This is a genomic window from Aquabacterium commune (assembly GCF_004362855.1).
Classification (GTDB): domain Bacteria; phylum Pseudomonadota; class Gammaproteobacteria; order Burkholderiales; family Burkholderiaceae_C; genus Aquabacterium; species Aquabacterium commune.
This window is the reverse complement of record NZ_SNXW01000002.1, coordinates 404,054-420,844: the sequence shown is the minus strand read 5'-3', so window position 1 is coordinate 420,844 and position 16,791 is coordinate 404,054. Positions and strand designations below refer to the sequence as shown.

The 16,791-nt window shown below is 67.5% G+C and carries 14 protein-coding genes and 1 tRNA gene; 4 read left to right on the top strand and 11 right to left on the bottom strand.

The features are described 5' to 3' along the window. The first annotated feature begins 58 nt into the window (after positions 1–58). Positions 59–1,294: an 8-amino-7-oxononanoate synthase gene (gene bioF, locus EV672_RS05710; protein ID WP_243738542.1), complete on the top strand. Its 1,236-nt coding sequence runs from the start codon at positions 59–61 to the stop codon at positions 1,292–1,294. Here bioF and EV672_RS05705 read toward each other — a convergent pair. The 5 genes from EV672_RS05705 to EV672_RS05685 form a co-directional block, all read right to left on the bottom strand. Then, positions 1,276–2,400 carry an HD-GYP domain-containing protein gene (locus EV672_RS05705; protein ID WP_133607118.1) on the bottom strand — a complete coding sequence of 375 codons (1,125 nt, stop codon included), beginning with the start codon at positions 2,398–2,400 and terminating at the stop codon, positions 1,276–1,278. The genes bioF and EV672_RS05705 overlap by 19 nt on opposite strands. 142 nt (positions 2,401–2,542) lie before the next feature. Next, positions 2,543–3,904: a tRNA (N6-isopentenyl adenosine(37)-C2)-methylthiotransferase MiaB gene (miaB, locus tag EV672_RS05700; RefSeq protein ID WP_133607116.1), complete on the bottom strand. Its 1,362-nt coding sequence runs from the start codon at positions 3,902–3,904 to the stop codon at positions 2,543–2,545. Positions 3,905–3,921: 17 nt separating this feature from the next. Further along, on the bottom strand, positions 3,922–4,338 hold the full coding sequence (locus EV672_RS05695; RefSeq protein WP_133607114.1) for a hypothetical protein: 417 nt from the start codon (positions 4,336–4,338) through the stop codon (positions 3,922–3,924). A 52-nt stretch (positions 4,339–4,390) separates the two neighbouring features. Beyond that, complete coding sequence (gene murU, locus EV672_RS05690; protein WP_133607112.1) at positions 4,391–5,149, bottom strand: N-acetylmuramate alpha-1-phosphate uridylyltransferase MurU; 759 nt, start codon at positions 5,147–5,149, stop codon at positions 4,391–4,393. Continuing rightward, positions 5,146–6,267: an ABC transporter ATP-binding protein gene (locus EV672_RS05685; protein ID WP_133607110.1), complete on the bottom strand. Its 1,122-nt coding sequence runs from the start codon at positions 6,265–6,267 to the stop codon at positions 5,146–5,148. The genes murU and EV672_RS05685 overlap by 4 nt, the downstream gene beginning before the upstream one ends. A 76-nt stretch (positions 6,268–6,343) precedes the next feature. Between EV672_RS05685 and EV672_RS05680 the strand changes: the two genes are divergently transcribed. Further along, entirely contained in the window at positions 6,344–8,032 is a 1,689-nt protein-coding gene (locus EV672_RS05680) for an ABC transporter permease (protein ID WP_133607108.1), read from the top strand. A 40-nt stretch (positions 8,033–8,072) separates the two neighbouring features. Here the strand turns inward: EV672_RS05680 and EV672_RS05675 are convergent, their stop codons facing one another. From EV672_RS05675 to EV672_RS05655, 5 genes are all read right to left on the bottom strand, one after another. After that, complete coding sequence (locus EV672_RS05675) at positions 8,073–9,098, bottom strand: Fe(3+) ABC transporter substrate-binding protein (RefSeq protein WP_133607106.1); 1,026 nt, start codon at positions 9,096–9,098, stop codon at positions 8,073–8,075. A 131-nt stretch (positions 9,099–9,229) separates the two neighbouring features. Next, positions 9,230–10,312, bottom strand: a complete 1,083-nt coding sequence (locus tag EV672_RS05670; protein WP_133607104.1) for a fatty acid desaturase — start codon at positions 10,310–10,312, stop codon at positions 9,230–9,232. A 99-nt stretch (positions 10,313–10,411) separates the two neighbouring features. Beyond that, positions 10,412–11,509 (bottom strand): AraC family transcriptional regulator, encoded by a 1,098-nt coding sequence (locus tag EV672_RS05665; RefSeq protein ID WP_133607102.1) that lies wholly within the window; start codon positions 11,507–11,509, stop codon positions 10,412–10,414. Positions 11,510–11,587: 78 nt separating this feature from the next. Continuing rightward, a complete protein-coding gene (locus EV672_RS05660) occupies positions 11,588–12,625 on the bottom strand; it encodes a sulfate ABC transporter substrate-binding protein (protein ID WP_133607100.1) in 1,038 nt (345 codons plus the stop codon). 347 nt (positions 12,626–12,972) lie between these two features. Beyond that, positions 12,973–13,049 (bottom strand) — tRNA-Met (locus tag EV672_RS05655). A gap of 187 nt (positions 13,050–13,236) precedes the next feature. Between EV672_RS05655 and htpG the strand changes: the two genes are divergently transcribed. Beyond that, complete coding sequence (gene htpG, locus EV672_RS05650) at positions 13,237–15,138, top strand: molecular chaperone HtpG (RefSeq protein WP_133607098.1); 1,902 nt, start codon at positions 13,237–13,239, stop codon at positions 15,136–15,138. 78 nt (positions 15,139–15,216) lie between these two features. Here htpG and EV672_RS05645 read toward each other — a convergent pair whose 3' ends face one another. Further along, entirely contained in the window at positions 15,217–15,819 is a 603-nt protein-coding gene (locus EV672_RS05645) for a GNAT family N-acetyltransferase (protein ID WP_243738541.1), read from the bottom strand. Positions 15,820–16,357: 538 nt separating this feature from the next. Between EV672_RS05645 and rplM the strand changes: the two genes are divergently transcribed. Next, complete coding sequence (gene rplM, locus EV672_RS05640; protein ID WP_133607096.1) at positions 16,358–16,786, top strand: 50S ribosomal protein L13; 429 nt, start codon at positions 16,358–16,360, stop codon at positions 16,784–16,786. Positions 16,787–16,791: the final 5 nt, after the last annotated feature.

Genomic DNA, 16,791 nt, shown 5'->3' with positions numbered 1-16,791 from the left:
CAGAGATGCTGAGCCGTGGCGCTGATGGTGCGTGGACGATGGCTGTTAACCTTGCGGCATGAAAGATTCCTTCGAGCCTGAACTGGCGCAGTGGCAGGCCGCGCAGCGCATGCGCGTGCGCCGCCAGGTGGCGCCCGCGGTCGCGCCCGCCGAACTGGGGCCTGACGACGAGGCTTTGCGCGGCACCACCTACCTCATCGACGGGCAGCAGCGCCTGTCCTTTGGCAGCAACGACTACCTGGGCCTGTCACAGCACCCCGCGCTGATGGCCGCGGCGCACGCTGCCATCGACCGCTACGGGGTGGGCGCCACGGCCTCGCCGCTGGTGTGCGGCCACAGTCCGGCGCACGAGGCTCTGGAGGCCGAGTTGGCGGCCCTGGTGGGTCTGCCGCGCGCACTGTATTTCTACGCGGGCTACGCGGCCAATGTGGGCGCCATCCCTGCGCTGGTGGGCCGGGGCGACGCGGTGTTTTCCGACGCGCTCAACCACGCTTGCCTGATCGATGGCATCCGCCTGTCGCGCGCCGAGCTGAACGTCTATCCGCACGGCGACCTGGCCGCCTTGGCGCAGGCCCTGCAAGCCAGCAAGGCCCAGCGCAAGCTCGTCGTGACCGATGCGGTGTTCAGCATGGACGGCAATGTGGTCGATGTGCCGGCCTTGTTGGCCTTGTGCGAGCGGCACGACGCCTGGCTGATGGTCGATGACGCCCATGGCTTCGGCGTGCTGGGCGCGCAGGGCGAGGGCACCTTGTCGCACCAGGGCATCGCGGGCCGCGCGGGCGTTGCGCCGGCCTGGCAAGGTCGTGTGGACCGCTTGATTCACATGGCCACGCTGGGCAAGGCCGCGGGTGTGGCGGGGGCCTTCATCGCGGGCCACCCGGCCATGGTCGAGTGGGTGATGCAGAAGGCGCGCACCTACATGTTCGCCACGGCCGCGCCGGCGGTGGTGGCGGAATCGCTGCGCGCTGCGCTGCGCGTGATGCAGGACGAGCCGCAACGCCGCGCCCACCTGCAGACGCTGCGTCAGCGCTTGCGCGAGGGCGTTGAAGCGGCGCGCCTGCCCTGGACCTTGATGCCTTCCGAGACGGCCATCCAGCCCCTGGTCATTGGCAGCAATGCCGATGCCATGCAGGTGATGGCGGCACTCGATGCGCAGGGCGTGTGGGTGCCGGCCATCCGCCCACCCACGGTGCCCGAAGGCACGGCGCGGCTGCGCATTTCGCTGTCGGCGGCGCACACGCTCGGCCAGATCGACCGGCTGGTGGCCGCTTTGGCTCAGGCTGCTGCGGGCTGAGCGAACAGGGCGCGGCGGTTGAGACGCTGGCTGAGGCGGCCACGCGGCAGCGCCTCGGTGACTTTGTGAGCGGTTTGCGCCGTGTCGCGCGGCACGGCCTGCGGCATGGGCTGGCCGTTGGCGTTGATGAGGCTGTGCACTTCGGGCAGGTGGGCGGCCTCGCCGCGGCGCACCACGATGCCGATTTCACCGTTGGCCAGGCGCACGCAGGAGCCCGGCGGGTACACGCCGATCTCCTTGATCAAGGCCGAGACGTAGGGATTGCGGGCACCGTCGGCATGCACGAACAGCGAGCGCGCCGCGGTGTGCGAGGGCATGGCCGGGCGTGAAGCGCGGGCGCTGATCTTGGCCAGATAGACATCGGCGTAGTGCAGCATGCAGGCCAGCTCGCCACTGTCGGCGTGCGTGGCGGGCAGCGGGCCGCCGTCGGGGGTGACGTGGTGGTGCTCGACCGCGTGCAGCCAATCCACATCGGTCACGCCGCGGGCTTCCAGTGCGCGCCGACCCACGGCGCCGTGGTCGTGCACCGCCTGGCGTTGCTGTGGGCTCAGCGGCGTCAGTTGCAGGGCCAGGGTGGACTGCAGCGGCAGCATGCCCAGGTTCATGGTCAGGGCGGCCTGGCTGAGGGTGTCGCAGTCGGTCTCGCTCCAGCCCATGCGCTGGCCGATGAGGTTGGCCACGAAGGCCGTCTGCACCGAGTGGGACACGGCATAGCTTGCCGGGTCGTCGGTGTGCAGCAGCTCGAACAGGCTGGCTTCCTGGCGGTGCGCCAGCGCGTGGCGGATGTCCTCACAGGCCTCGTCCATGGTCTGGCGGAAGGCGGTGGCGTCGGCGGGCTGGGTCAGCAACTGGGCCATGCGCTGGTGCAGCGATTCCCACAGCGTGACCGCGTCCCGGCGCCGGGCCTGGCGCGCCGCGTCTTGCTGCTGGGCTTCGTGGTCGAGTTGATCGACGTACACGCCGCGCGCCATGAGGGCGTCCAACTGGGCGATGTCTTGCAGCATGTAGCCGCGGTTCAGCAGCAGCTGGCCGCTGTCGTTGTAAACATTCCAGGGCAAGGGGTGCTGCGGCTGGACCTGATCGGAGCACAAACGGAAGAGTTTCATGGCGTGAGACGGCAGTGGGTCCGGCGCCAGTGTGGCCGGGGCTGTCTCGTCCGAAAGGCCGAACAGAACGGCCTTCGTCATCCGATTGCCAGGGTGTGACGCGCTTTGGCCCTTTTCGTGGGCGAAGGCGCGACAAGGGGGCTCAGGCCAGTGGCAACTCGGCGCGCAGCGAGTGCGGGAAGGCCTTGGTGATGGTCACGTCGATGAGTTGGCCGATCAGGCGTTCGCGCAGGGTCTGGGTGGGGCCGGCGGCGAAGTTGACGATGCGGTTGCACTCGGTGCGGCCCATCAACTCGGACGGGTCCTTGCGGCTGGGGCCTTCGACGAGGATGCGCTGCGTCTTGCCGACGAGTTCTTCGCTGTAGCGCAGCACATTGGCTTCGAGGTAGGTCTGCAGGGTTTGCAGGCGCTTGAGCTTGACCTCGTAGGGCGCGGTGTCTTCCAGTGCGGCGGCCGGTGTGCCCGGGCGGGCGCTGAAGATGAAGCTGAAGGAGGCATCGAATTCGAGGTCGGTGGCCAGCTTCATGAGCTTGTCGAAGTCTTCGTCTGTCTCGCCGGGGAAGCCGACGATGAAATCGGTGGACAGGCGGATGTCGGGGCGCACGGCGCGCAGCTTGCGGATGGTGCTTTTGTACTCGAGCGCCGTGTAGCCGCGCTTCATCGCCATCAGGATGCGGTCGGAGCCGTGCTGCACGGGCAGGTGCACGTGGTTGACCAGCTTGTCGGTCTTGCCATAGACGTCGATGAGGCGCTGGCCGAACTCGTTGGGGTGGCTGGTGGTGAAGCGGATGCGCTCGATGCCGGGGATCTCGGCGACGTACTCCAGCAGCATGGCGAAGTCGGCGACCTCGGCGGTGTCGCCCATGCGGCCGCGGAAGCCGTTCACGTTCTGGCCCAGCAGGGTGACTTCCTTGACGCCCTGGTCGGCCAGGTCGGCGACCTCGGTCAGCACGTCGTCAAACGGGCGCGAGACCTCTTCGCCGCGGGTGTAGGGCACCACGCAGTAACTGCAGTACTTGGAGCAGCCTTCCATGATGGACACGAAGGCCGAGGCGCCGTCCTTGCGCGGCGGGGGCAGGTGGTCGAATTTCTCGATTTCGGGGAAGCTGATGTCCACCTGCGGGCGCTGCAGCTTGGCGCGCTTTTCGAGCATGGCGGGCAGGCGGTGCAGCGTTTGCGGACCGAACACCACATCGACATAGGGCGCGCGCGCGATGATGGCCGCGCCCTCCTGGCTGGCCACGCAGCCGCCGACGCCGATCATCACGCCCTTGTCTTTGAGGTGCTTGACGCGGCCCAGGTCACTGAACACTTTCTCCTGCGCCTTCTCGCGGATGGAGCAGGTGTTGAAGAGGATGAGGTCGGCTTCTTCGGGGTCCTGGGTGGGCGTGTAGCCCTGGGCCGCGTGCATGACGTCGGACATCTTGTCCGAGTCGTACTCGTTCATCTGGCAGCCGTAGGTCTTGATGTAGACCTTTTTGGTCGAGGGGGTGTGGGCGCTCATGGGGCTCCGTGCGGTGCTCAGGGCTTGGCCCAGCTTTGCGAGATCGGGTCGAAGGACCAGGTGGTGGCTTCTTCGCGCGTGGTGGGCCAGCGGCGGGCGGCCTCATCTGCCGTCAGCAGCCAGACGTCCTGCACCAGGCCGGTGTAGGGGTCGAGCGTGTAGTTGACCTGCCAGGTCTGGCCGCTGAGCGTGGCCGACATCACCAGGGTGTTGCTCTGGCCGCGGATGCGCGTGGCCGGCGACAGGCGGGTGGCCTGGTCGTTGAGCTTGACCTCGGGCGGCAGGCCGAACAGCATCTCGCCGCGCAGCGATGGCGGCGGGATGGGCACGGGGCGGGAGGCCTGAGCGTGGGCGGCCGAGGCGAGGAAGGGCGACGCAAAGAACGGCGATGCGAGCAGCAACACGGCAAAGCTGCGTGCGTGACAGCGGGGCATGGTGTAGATCCAGGGGCTGTGAAGCGCCTGATTTTAACCGCCGCCGGCTGGCTCAGGCCGGTGAATTCAGGGCGGCCAGGCGCTGCGGCGTGCCCACATCGGTCCAGGCGCCGCGCCAGACTTGGCCGCTCAGGCGGCCGCTGTCGATGGCGCGGTCCAGGCAGGGGCGCAGCGCGGCCTTGTGCCCAGGCGCGACGCCCTCGACCATGCCGGTGCGGTACAGGCCGATGGTGGCGTAGGTGAAGGTCGGTGTGCCGGCGGTGGCCTGGTCTTTGCGCAGGATGCGGCCTTGCACGTTCAGCGCGAAGTCGCCGGTGGGCACGTGTTCGGGGTTGGGCACGAGCCAGAGGTGGGCGAGGTCGTGGGCCTGCGCGGGCTCGTGCAGGAAGGCCTGTGCGGCATCGGCAGTGAACTGGAAGCCGGGCACGAAGACGTCACCGGCGAGCACCCAGAAAGCACCGTGCTCAGCGTTGTCGGCCTGCCTCAACAGCGGCAAGGCCGTGGCGATGCCGCCTGCCGTCTCCAGCGCGCCTCCGTGGTCGTGCCCCTCGTGCGAGTAGCGGATGCGCAGTCCCCAGCGGCTGCCATCGCCCAAAGCGGGCTCGAACTGGTCTTCGAGGTAGGCAGTGTTGATGACCACGTCGCGCACGCCGTCGCGGGCCAGGGCCTCCAGGTGCCACACGATGAGCGGCTTGCCGCGCACCGCCAGCAGGGGCTTGGGGCAGGTGTCGGTGAGGGGGCGCATGCGCTCGCCGCGGCCGGCAGCCAGGATCAGCGCGGGGAGGTTGGCGGGGGGGCGGACGGGGCTCATGCGGTGTGTGCTGCTTCGGCGGCGAAGGCCACCACGTGGCTGAGGTCCAGGCGGATGCCGATGGACTCGCCGATGGCGTGGTCGTGGTGGGAGGGCACGGTGGACAGCACCTCGGTGCCATCGGCCAGGGCCAGGGTGTAGAGGAATTCGGCGCCCTTGAAGGCCTTGTGCACCACGCGGGCCTGGATCGGGCTGGCGTCGTCGTGGATGACGTCGTCGGGGCGCAAGAGCACGTCCACGCGGGTGCCGGCGGCGAAGGGCAGGGTGTCGTCGGTGGGGAAGGTGGCGGCCAGGCCGGTGACGGGGCCGAGCTGCAGCTGCAGCTGGTGGGCGTCGAGCACGGTGGCGGGCACGAAGGCGCCTTGGCCGACGAAGTTGGCCACGCGCCGGTTGGCCGGCTGGTGATAGAGCGCGTAGGCCGTGTCCCACTGTTGCAGGCGGCCGTCGGCCAGCACGCCGATGACGTCGGCCATGGCGAAGGCCTCGTGCTGGTCGTGGGTGACGAGCACGGCGGTGGTCTGCGTGGCTTGGAGGATGTCGCGCACCTCGCCGGCCAGGCGTTCGCGCAGGGCCACGTCGAGGTTGGAGAAGGGCTCGTCGAGCAGCAGCACGGCAGGCTGGGGCGCCAGGGCACGGGCCAGGGCCACGCGCTGCTGCTGGCCGCCCGAGAGCTCGTGCGGGTAGCGGCTACCGGCGTGGGCCAGGCCCACGGTGTCCAGCATCTCCTGGACGCGCTGGGGGGCGTCGGCTCGCCCGCGCAGGCCGAAGCCGATGTTTTGCGCCACGGTCAGGTGCGGGAAGAGGGCGTAGTCCTGGAAGACCATGCCGATGCGCCGTTGCTCGGGGGGCAGCACGCGGCCAGGCTCGCTGAGCAGGCGTGCGTCCAGCGTGATGCGCCCCGCCGTGATCGGCTCGAAGCCCGCGATGGCGCGCAACACCGAGGTCTTGCCGCAGCCCGAGGGGCCCAGCAGGCAGGCGATGGCGCCGCGGGGCAGCGAGAAGCTCAAGTCCTCCACGACGGCCTTGTGGCCGTAGCGCAGGGCCAGGTCCTGCACCACCAGCCACGGCGGACCCTGTGGTGGCGCGGGGGTGTGGTGGTGGTCGGGCAAGGCGGGCATGGCAGGGGGGCGCGGGGCGGTGTTCGGCGGCAAGCCGGAGTTGTCCGGCCAAGCGATGATAATTCCCACCCACACCATGACCCTGGCCGCCCCGACCTCTCCGCCCGCTCACGTCCGCATCCGCACGTCTTCGCGCTGGTTGGTGGCGCTGGCCCTGCTCGTGGGCGGCCTGGTGGCCTTGCCGGTGCTGGCGGTGCTGGCGCAGGTGCTGTCCACCGACACGGGCGACACCTGGTCGCACCTGGCCAGCACGGTGTTGCCGGACTACATCGGGTCCACCCTGTGGCTGTGCCTCGGCGTGGGCCTGGGCACGGCGAGCATGGGCGTGGGCGCGGCCTGGCTGGTCACGCGCTACGAGTTCCCGCTGCGCGGCACGCTGGAGTGGGCGCTGGTGCTGCCGCTGGCCGTGCCCGGCTACGTGATGGCCTACACCTACACCGACCTGCTGCAGTTCGTGGGCCCGGTGCAAACGGCGCTGCGCGAGGCCTTCGGCTGGGGCCGCGCCGATTACTGGTTCCCCGATGTGCGCTCGCTGGGCGGCGCGGTGGTGCTGTTCTCGCTGGTGCTCTACCCCTACGTTTACATGCTGGCGCGCACGGCCTTCCTGGAGCGCGCCGGCGGCATGCTGGAGGTGGGGCGCGTGCTGGGGCTGGGGCCGTGGGGCAGCTTCTTTCGGGTGTCGCTGCCCTTGGCGCGGCCGGCCATCGCCGCGGGCGTGTCCCTGGCCCTGATGGAGACCCTGGCTGACTTCGGCGCCGTGTCCTACTTCGGCGTGCAGACCTTCACCACCGGCATCTACCGCGCCTGGTTCTCGCTGGGCGACCGGGTGGCGGCGGCTCAGCTGGCCTCGGCCCTGCTGGGCTTCGTCATCCTGGTGCTGGCCTTCGAGCGCATCTCGCGCGGGCGTGCGCGCTTCCACGACACCACCTTGCGCCGCTCGCGCGTGATGGCCATCCGCGTCGGGGGCTGGCGCGCCGCCCTGGCCGTGCTGGCCTGCCTGATCCCGATGGTGGCCGGCTTCCTGCTGCCCGCGGGCATCTTGCTGCACATGTCGCTCAGCCAGGGCGACGCGCAGTTCGGCCCGCGCTTCATCGAGCTGGCGCGCAACAGCGTGACCGTCTCCGGCCTGACGGCCTTCATCGCCGTGATGCTGGCCTTGTTGCTGGCCTACGCCGCGCGCCTGCAGCCGCACTGGCTGGTGCGCACCACGCACCGCCTGGGCGGCCTGGGCTACGCCTTGCCCGGCACCGTGATCGCCGTGGGCGTGCTGATCCCGGTCACGCGGGTGGACAACGTGCTGACGACCTGGATGGAGCAGGCCGTGGGCTGGCAGGGTGGGCTGGTGCTGACCGGCGGCATCGTCGGGCTGGTGTACGCCTGCGTGGTGCGCTTCCTGACGCCCGCGGTGCAGTCGATCGACGCGGGCCTGCTCAAGGTCACGCCCAACATGGACCACGCCGCGCGCAGCCTGGGCCTGACGCCGCTGGGGGCTTTGCGCCGCGTGCACTTCCCGCTGCTGCGGGGCAGTTTGCTGACGGCCTTGCTGCTGGTCTTCATCGACGTGATGAAGGAGCTGCCGGCCACGCTGGTGATGCGCCCGTTCAACTTCGACACCCTGGCCACGCAGGCTTACACGCTGGCGTCGGACGAGCGGCTGGCCGAGGCCTCGACCGCGGCGCTGACCATCGTGGTGGTGGGGCTGCTGCCCCTGATCGTGTTGTCGCGCGAAATTGCGCGAAGCCGGCTGCCGGGCGGTGGGCGCTGAGCCCTGCCGCCCCGAGCCCCGCCGCCCCACTCAATTCAACTCAACGCCAGCCGGCGCGGTCGTACAGCTTCTGCGCCTTGGCGGCGTTCCTGGCCAGCTCGCCCACGTTGATCGTGTCTGACTTGAACGTGCCCAGCTGCTTGAGGGCCGGGTTCTCCAGCTTCACCGAGGCCACCGCAGGCCACTCGTTGTTGCCGTCGGCAAAGTAAGCCTGGGCCTGGTCGCTGCTGAGGTACTCCAGGAACTTCACCGCCGCGGCCTTGTTGGGCGCGGTCTTGATGATGCCCGCGCCCGAGACGTTGATGTGCGTGCCCCAGGTCTGCTGGTTGGGCCAGACCACGCCGAGCGCCGCCACCACCTTCTGGTCCTCCGGCTTGGTCGAGCGCATCAGGCGCGCCAGGTAATAGCTGTTGGAGATGGTCACGCCGCACTCGCCCGCGGCCACGGCCTTGAGCTGGTCCGTGTCGCCGCCCTTGGGTGCGCGGGCGAAGTTCTGCACCAGGCCACGCGCCCAGGCTTCGGCCTGCGGCTCGCCCTGGTGGGCGATGAAGGCGCCGCCCAGCGACAGGTTGTAGGGGTGCGAGCCCGAGCGCACGCACACCTGGCCCTTCAGGCGCGGGTGGGCGAGGTCGCCGTAGCTTTGCACCCACTCGGCTTTCACGGCCGACTTGTCGTAGGCGATCAGGCGGGCGCGCGTGGAGAACGCGATCCAGTTGGGCGTGCGCAGCTTGGCCGGGATGCGCTGGGCCAGCACCTTGGAGTCGATGGGCGCGAACAGGCCGGCCTGGTCGGCGACTTCCAGGCGCGCCGCGTCCACCGTGATCAGGATGTCGGCAGGCGATTTGGCGCCCTCGTTCTTGAGGCGCTCCAGCAGCTCGTCCTCCTTGCCGTCCAGGCGGTTGACCTTGATGCCGGTGAGCTTGGTGAAGTTGGCGTACAGGGCCTCATCCGTTTGGTAGTGGCGGGCCGAGTAGATGTTGAGTTCGGGGTCGGCGGCCTGGGCAGGTGCGGTGGCGGCCAGCGCCAGCAGGGTCAGGGAAGACAGTCGGGTCAGACGGGAAACCATGGCGCGCATTCCTGTGTCGGTGAAAAAAAGGCCCGCGAACCCCGGAGGGAGCGCGGACCCATACGATAACAAGAATGATTAGCATTTGCGCAACGGTGGCGCAAATCCCTGATCCAGATCAGGGGCGGGGATCAGGCCTGTGCGGTGCGCTGCAGGCCGAAGCGGTTGGCCCGACGGAAGGTGCCGAAGTCGTTGAAGCGCACGCCCATCTCCCTCATCACCCGGTGGGCGATCTTGGCGTTCCACTGGCGCACGTAGAAGGGCTCTTTCACCGCGAAGTGGTGGATGGCGTGCGTGCTGCCGAAGTTGAAGCAGAACAGCTGCATCGGCATCAGCCACCAGGGGTTGAGCACCTGGCACTGCTGCATGGCGTTGCGGGCCTCCACGTCACCGTGGTAGTGCATGTTCGAGCTGATGAAATGCAGGCAGAAGGTGCGCAGCAGGCAGGGCAGGGCATAGACCACGCCGAAGATGTCCAGCACGCCCATCACCGAAGGCGTCCACTGCGGCCAGGGGATGTCCACACCCAGCAGGGGCGCGGCGAACATCACCGCATGCAGCACCACCCAGCCATGGAACAGGGCGTAGTACAGCTGGCCGATGGGCACGTAGGCCAGGGTCTGCTCGGCGGCCATCTTCAGGGCCTCCTGGCGGCTGGCGGGCTTTTGCGACTGGATGTACTGAGCGGTGGCGCGGCGCATCTCGTTGGGGCGCAGGAACACCGACAGCATGTTGTCGCCCGTCATCAGCAGGCGGCGCAAGCCCCAGGGCGTGCCGTTGGTGATGCCGCGCTCCTCCAGGTCGGAGGCCGTGCCCGAGAACTTGTGGTGGTGCAGGTGCAGCTTGCGGCGCACGAAGGGGCTCACGGTGGAGGCGCGCGCCAGCCAGCCCACGGCCAGCATCAGGCTGTTCGCCCAGGGCTTGCTGCGGAAGTACATCTGGTGGATGAGGTCGTGCTCCAGCTCGTGGATGAACGACGCGAAGATGGCCGTCACGGGCACGCACACCCACCAGGGGATGGCGCCTTCGACGTAGAGCCAGCCGCTGGCGATCATGCCCAGCAGCGAGACGACCATGATGGTCGCGCCGATGGCGTCCTGGTGACGCAGCCAGGGGTGGCGCGCGCGCAGGTCTTCGCCGGCTTGCAGCACCACGCTGCGGATGCGCTCGGACTTCTGGGCGTCCGTCATGCCACCGGTTGGCTTCTTGCTCATGGTCTCCTCTTTCTCCGTCTCTGGACGAGACTTGTGACGAGGCGCCAGCGTACCCAGGCCCGACCTGTCACCGTGAGGGGTGCGCGGGCCGAAAACCAGTCAATTTGGGCCAGGGATCGCGCCTGCGTTCTTGCCGTTGGCGACAAAGCCGATGCGCCCGCCGCTCTGGGTGCGCCATTCGCGCGGCGACAGCCCTGTCCATTTGGCGAAGGCCCGTGCGAAGTTGGCCGGGTCGCTGTAACCCACGGCCTCGGCCACCTGTTTGATCGCCAGGGCCGGGTTGGCCAGCAGCTGCTGCGCGTCGCGTTGGCGGACGCGGTCCAGCAGGGCCTGGAAGCTGGTGCCCTCGTCCTGCAGTCGGCGCTTGAGCGTGCGCTCCGACAGGTGCAGCGCTGCGGCCACGTCGCCCACGTCGGGGTAGCGCCCGTCGCGGCAGACCAGGTGTTGGAGCACCAGGCCGCGCGTGCCGCTGGCGGCTTCCTGGCGGGAGATCTCCTGCTCGCAGCGCTCGATGGCCAACTGCACGCTGACCGGGTCGGCCGTGGCGATGGGCTCGTCCAGCAAGCGCGCCGGGAAGCGGATTTCCACCGCCTTCTGGTGGAAGTGGAAGCGCGGCAGCCGGTCGCGGTAGCGCGCGTAGGCCGCAGGCTCGGCGTGCGGCACGCCGATTTCGCTGAGCCAGCCAGACACCGCCGGGTCCATGCCCAGCACCTTGGCGAACAGGCTGCACAGTTCCACCACGACCAGGTCCATCACGAAGTCGCGCTGTGGCCCCAGGGGGATGGTCTCGCGCAGTTCGATGACGACCTCGTCGCCCACCACCGACAGCACATTGGTGAAGGCCGGCACGCGGGCCCGGAAGTAGCGCTCGCTGAACTCGATGGCCTCGCGCAGGGTGGCGCAACTGATCAGGCCAAATCCCACGAAGCCGTGTTTGGTGACCTGGCTGCGCAGGCCCAGCTCGTAGGCCAGGCTGTGGTCGCCATCGAGCTTCATGGCATTGCCCAGCAGCACGGCGTACTGCCAGGCACCGATCTGGGCGCGCTGGTCCTGCAGCTGCTCGCGGCTGAGCTGGGTGCCCGCCAGCACATCGGCCTCGGGCTGGCCGCGCTCCAGCATCAGCGACAGCAAAGACAGCGCGTAGGTGGCCGGCAGGGTGGCGTTCAGTGGGGCGGTCGAGGGCGACGGGGTGGGCATGGGGCGACAGCGGACATCTGGGCACCGATTCTAGGCACCTGGGCCTGTGCGTGCCGCGCCCCCACTTGCTCTCTCAGCTCATTTCTTCGTGTAGATCTGGTCGAACACACCGCCGTCGGCGAAGTGCGTCTTCTGGGCCTTGGCCCAGCCGCCGAAGAGGTCATCGAGCTTCAGGAGTTCGATCTTCGGGAACTGCTTGGCGTACTTGGCCGCGGCCTTGGCATCGGTCGGGCGGTAGAAGTTCTTGCCAGCCAGGTCCTGGCCCTCTGCGCTGTACAGGTACTCGATGTAGGCCTTGGCCACATCGCGGGTGCCGCGCTTGTCCACCACCTTGTCCACGACGGCCACGGGCGGCTCGGCGTAGATGCTGACCTTGGGGTAAACGATGTCGAATTTCTCGGCGCCGAATTCCTTGAGCGACAGGTGGGCCTCGTTCTCCCAGGCCAGCAGCACGTCACCCTGGCCGCGTTCGGCGAAGGTCACGGTGGAGCCACGCGCGCCGGAATCCAGCACCGGCACGTGCTCGTACAGCTTGCCCACGAATTCCTTGGCCTTGGCTTCGGAGCCGGTCTTCTTGAGCTCATGGCCCCAGGCAGCCAGGTAGTTCCAGCGGGCGCCGCCCGAGGTCTTGGGGTTCGGGGTGATGACGGCCACGCCAGGCTTGATCAGGTCAGACCAGTCTTTGATCTGCTTGGGGTTCCCCTTGCGCACCAGGAAGACGATGGTGGAGGTGTAGGGCGAGCTGTTGCCCTTGAATTCCTTTTGCCAGTCGGTTTTCAGCAGGCCCTTCTCGGCGATGGCGTCGATGTCATAGGCCAGGGCCAGGGTGACGACGTCGGCTTCCAGGCCGTCGATCACCGAGCGTGCTTGTTTGCCCGAACCGCCGTGCGAGGCCTTGACGGTGACGTTGTCACCCGTCTTGGCCTTCCATTGCTTGGCGAAGGCTGCGTTGTACTCTTGGTAGAACTCACGGGTCGGGTCATAGGACACGTTGAGCAGGGTGACGTCCCTGGCGTGGGCGACCGCAGGGGCCAGGGACGCGAAACCGGCGGCTGCAGCGATGGCGACAGCGGCCACAGCGTGGAAGGAACGGCGAGAGCGAGACAGCAAAGGCATGGGGTGATCTCAAAGCAGTGAAACAGTGAGCCCATGCTAGGCCGCGGCCTGCGAGGACGGAACGAAGGAAATGGCGCTTGCTTATGCGCTGAGCTGCGGTGCCCCAAGCCGCCGGCCCGCCCCGCCCGTCCCGTGCACGATGTGTGACACCCCGCGCTGCGCGGGTGGGCAAACTGGCGCACATCGCGTGACAGCTGGCATCTGAGCGGGCTGTCCCGCAAGCGCCCACAGGGTTGTCCACAGAAACTGTGGATAAGCCGCGGGCGCTCGCAAGCCAAGGCCCAAAGCAAAAAGCCACCGCAAGGGTGGCTTTCAGAGCCAAGTGATTGATTCACAAGGCTAAATTCTGGTGGCGCTTCACGGATTCGAACCGCGGACCTGTGGATTATGATTCCATCGCTCTAACCGACTGAGCTAAAGCGCCGACAAGACCAAAATTATATGACGGTTTTCCAATGCCGCGCAAGCACATCGCGTTTTTTTGTGGCGCCAGGCCTCACCCCTTGAAAACGCCGCGGCCAGCACCACATCCCAAGCGCCGGCCGCCGGGCTGACCCGAGCCGTCTCCGACTCCCCCAAGACCCCGCCCCTGACACACCGACCGTCACACCATGAGCAAGCAAACCCTTTCCTTTCAGGCCGAAGTCAAGCAGTTGCTGCACCTGGTCACGCACTCGCTGTACTCCAACAAGGAAATCTTCCTGCGCGAGCTGATCTCCAACGCCTCGGACGCCTGCGACAAGCTGCGCTTCGAGGCCCTGGACCACGCCGAGTTCTACGAAGACGCTCCCAACCTCGACGTGCGCATCCTCGTTGACAAGTCCGCGCGCACCCTCACCATCCGCGACAACGGCATCGGCATGAGCGCGCAAGAGGCCATTGACCACCTCGGCACCATCGCCAAGTCCGGCACCAAGGACTTCATGGGCCGCCTCTCGGGCGACCAGCAGAAAGACGCCCAGCTCATCGGCCAGTTCGGCGTGGGCTTTTACAGCGGCTACATCGTGGCCGACCGCATCACCGTCGAGTCCCGCCGCGCGGGCCTCAAGCCCGAAGAGGGCGTGCGCTGGAGCAGCGAAGGCACCGGCGACTTCGAGGTGGACGCCATCACCAAGCCGACCCGCGGCACCGACATCGTCCTGCACCTGCGCGAAGGCGAAGACGAGTTCCTCTCGGCCTGGAAGGTGCGCAGCATCGTCAACAAATACTCCGACCACATCTCCCTGCCCATCCTCATGCAGAAGGAAGAGTGGGACGCCGAGAAGGGCGAGCACGTCACCCTCGACACCTGGGACACCGTCAACCAGGCCGCCGCGCTGTGGACGCGCAGCAAGTCCGACATCACGCAAGAGCAGTACGACGATTTCTACAAGCAGATCAGCCACGACCAGGATGCCCCGCTGGCCCACACGCACAACCGCGTCGAAGGCCGCAGCGAGTACACCCAGCTGCTCTACGTGCCCGCCAAGGCGCCTTACGACCTGTGGAACCGCGACAAGAAGGGCGGCCTGAAGCTGTACGTCAAGCGCGTCTTCATCATGGACGACGCCGAAGCGCTGCTGCCCAGCTACCTGCGCTTCGTCAAGGGTGTGGTGGACTCGGCCGACCTGCCGCTCAACGTCTCGCGTGAGATCCTGCAGGAAAGCCGCGACGTCAAGGCCATCCGCGAAGGCTGCACCAAGCGCGTGCTGTCCATGCTGGAAGACCTGGCCAAGCACGAAGACCAGGCCAAGCGCGACCAGTACGCCGCCTTCTGGACCGAGTTCGGCAGCGTGCTGAAAGAAGGCATCGGCGAGGACTTCGCCAACCGCGAGCGCCTGGCCAAGCTGTTCCGCTTTGCCTCCACCGCGGTGGACGACGGCGCCACCCAGTCGGTCAGCTTGGCCGATTACGTGGACCGCATGAAGGAAGGCCAGGAGGGCATCTACGTCATCACCGCAGACACCGTCACCGCTGCCAAGAACAGCCCGCAGCTGGAGCTGTTCAAGAAGAAGGGCATCGAGGTGCTGCTGCTGACCGACCGCGTGGACGAATGGCTGCTCTCGCACCTGCACGACTTCGAGGGCAAGCCCCTGCACAACGTCACCAAGGGCGCGGTCGATCTGGGCTCCTTGCAAGACGAGGCTGAGAAGAAGCAGGCCGAGGAAGCCGCCGAGCACCTCAAGCCCTTGCTCGAGCGCCTCAAGACCGCGCTGTCAGACCGCGTCAAGGACGTGCGCGTCACCACCCGCCTGGTGGATTCGCCCGCATGCCTCGTGACCGAAGATGGCGAGATCAGCGGCCACCTGGCGCGCCTGCTCAAGCAAGCCGGCCAGGAAGCGCCCGAGGTCAAGCCCGTGCTGGAGCTCAATCCGGAGCACAGCCTCGTCAAGAAGCTGGAAGCCAGCGAGCACTTCGACGACCTCGCCCACATCCTGGTGGACCAGGCCGTGCTGGCCGAAGGCGGGCAGCTTGAAGATGCCGCTGCATACGTGCGCCGCGTCAACGCCCTGCTCGTGACGGCCGCCGTCTGATCGGGCACGCCGCCATGCAAAAAGCCCCGACGCTGTGAGGCGCCCGGGGCTTTTTTGTCGATGACTGAGGGGGTGGGCTCAGGGCGAGGCCACGAGCATCCGCATCCAGTCGCTGACGTGCATGGCGTTGTAGCGCACGCGGTAGAGCAGCTCGGCGCCGATCGACTGCAACGAGCTGTCGATGTGCGATCCCACGGTGTCGGGCGGCAGCTTCAGCCAGGCTTCGGCCTCGGGGCCATCGCGCTCGATGGCGGCGCCAGCGCGCGCAGCAATGCGCAGCATCGGGCCGTTTTCGCTCAGCGCATGGATCATCAGGTGGCTGGCGTGCTGGTTGCGGGCGTGGGTGATGGCGTGCTGGAACAGGCGCAGACCCAGGCCCCTGCCGCGGCCGGCTTCCAGCACCGACACGCCGAACTCCATGGCGCGACCGCGGGACGAACCATCGCCGTGCGGGCCCTTGCCGGGCATGGCGGCCAAGTGGGCCACGGCCACCAGGTGCAGCTTGCTGTCGAAGATGCCGAAGACCTCGTCGCGCTTGAAGTCGATGGAGGCGACGTAGTGCTGGATCTGCTCGGTCGTGGCGCGGTAGCCGAAACGCAGGTAGCGGTCGTGCTCGTCGAGTTCCAGCAGGTGGTCCAGGATGCGGCGGCGGTGGCGCGCATGCAGGTCACGGATGGGCACCCACCCTTCCGCGGTGCGGGGGCGAGGGGTCGGATTGTTCTGTCCAGTCATGTCAGCGGGTGTGCGCATGCCGAATCGGTCGATCGGTGTGCGGTCTTTGGTTGCGGTCATGTGAGACCCCTTTCTTCACCTGGATCGCGGTGCCATCCTTTCATGAAGGACGCGCCCTGTCATCCGGTGCATGCCCTGCAATGTAGGGGAAAACCCGAACCCCTTCAAGCGGTGGGTGCATCCAGCCTTGTGCCGCGTCAATTCCTTCACGTTTGCCGGGTCTGGGCCCGTGGGCGAGCGCGCCTTGCACACATGGGTCGGGCTGGGATATACTGCCGGATTCCCGTTGCGGTTGCCGGGAGCTGGCTGCGTGGCAGTCCAGAGAAGTTGCTGGTGATGTGGGGCTGTCTGCCGTGTTGGTGGCGCCCGTGCTGGCACGAAAGCCGTCTGCGAGGCCACCGACTCCCACGTGCATGTCACGCGGGTTCCAAGAAGTGGTTCCAAGGGCAGCAGTCAACTGTCTGACTTCCTATAAAAGGAAACACCCATGAAGACCTTCAGCGCCAAGCCGGCCGAAGTGACGCACGAGTGGTTTGTGATCGACGCCACCGACAAGGTGCTCGGACGAGTGGCCAGCGAAGTCGCTCTCCGTCTGCGCGGCAAGCACAAGGCCATTTACACGCCTCACGTGGACACCGGCGATTTCATCGTCATCGTCAACGCCGACAAGATCCGCGTCACCGGCACCAAAGCCGTGGACAAGATTTACTACCGTCACTCGGGCTTCCCCGGCGGCATCTACGCCACGAAGTTCAAGGACATGCAAGCCAAGCACCCTGGTCGCGCCATCGAAAAGGCCGTCAAGGGCATGTTGCCCAAGGGTCCCCTGGGTTACGCCATGATCAAGAAGCTGAAGGTCTATGCAGGCAGTGAGCATCCGCACACCGCCCAGCAGCCCAAGCCCCTGGAAATCTGAGGAGC

What these genes read in the sequence shown, in the direction of transcription:
- bioF (WP_243738542.1), top strand. Translation starts at nt 59, where the DNA reads ATGAAAGATTCCTTCGAGCCTGAACTGGCGCAGTGGCAGGCCGCGCAG.
- EV672_RS05705 (WP_133607118.1), bottom strand. Translation starts at nt 2,400, where the DNA reads ATGAAACTCTTCCGTTTGTGCTCCGATCAGGTCCAGCCGCAGCACCCC.
- miaB (WP_133607116.1), bottom strand. Translation starts at nt 3,904, where the DNA reads ATGAGCGCCCACACCCCCTCGACCAAAAAGGTCTACATCAAGACCTAC.
- EV672_RS05695 (WP_133607114.1), bottom strand. Translation starts at nt 4,338, where the DNA reads ATGCCCCGCTGTCACGCACGCAGCTTTGCCGTGTTGCTGCTCGCATCG.
- murU (WP_133607112.1), bottom strand. Translation starts at nt 5,149, where the DNA reads ATGAGCCCCGTCCGCCCCCCCGCCAACCTCCCCGCGCTGATCCTGGCT.
- EV672_RS05685 (WP_133607110.1), bottom strand. Translation starts at nt 6,267, where the DNA reads ATGCCCGCCTTGCCCGACCACCACCACACCCCCGCGCCACCACAGGGT.
- EV672_RS05680 (WP_133607108.1), top strand. Translation starts at nt 6,344, where the DNA reads ATGACCCTGGCCGCCCCGACCTCTCCGCCCGCTCACGTCCGCATCCGC.
- EV672_RS05675 (WP_133607106.1), bottom strand. Translation starts at nt 9,098, where the DNA reads ATGGTTTCCCGTCTGACCCGACTGTCTTCCCTGACCCTGCTGGCGCTG.
- EV672_RS05670 (WP_133607104.1), bottom strand. Translation starts at nt 10,312, where the DNA reads ATGAGCAAGAAGCCAACCGGTGGCATGACGGACGCCCAGAAGTCCGAG.
- EV672_RS05665 (WP_133607102.1), bottom strand. Translation starts at nt 11,509, where the DNA reads ATGCCCACCCCGTCGCCCTCGACCGCCCCACTGAACGCCACCCTGCCG.
- EV672_RS05660 (WP_133607100.1), bottom strand. Translation starts at nt 12,625, where the DNA reads ATGCCTTTGCTGTCTCGCTCTCGCCGTTCCTTCCACGCTGTGGCCGCT.
- htpG (WP_133607098.1), top strand. Translation starts at nt 13,237, where the DNA reads ATGAGCAAGCAAACCCTTTCCTTTCAGGCCGAAGTCAAGCAGTTGCTG.
- rplM (WP_133607096.1), top strand. Translation starts at nt 16,358, where the DNA reads ATGAAGACCTTCAGCGCCAAGCCGGCCGAAGTGACGCACGAGTGGTTT.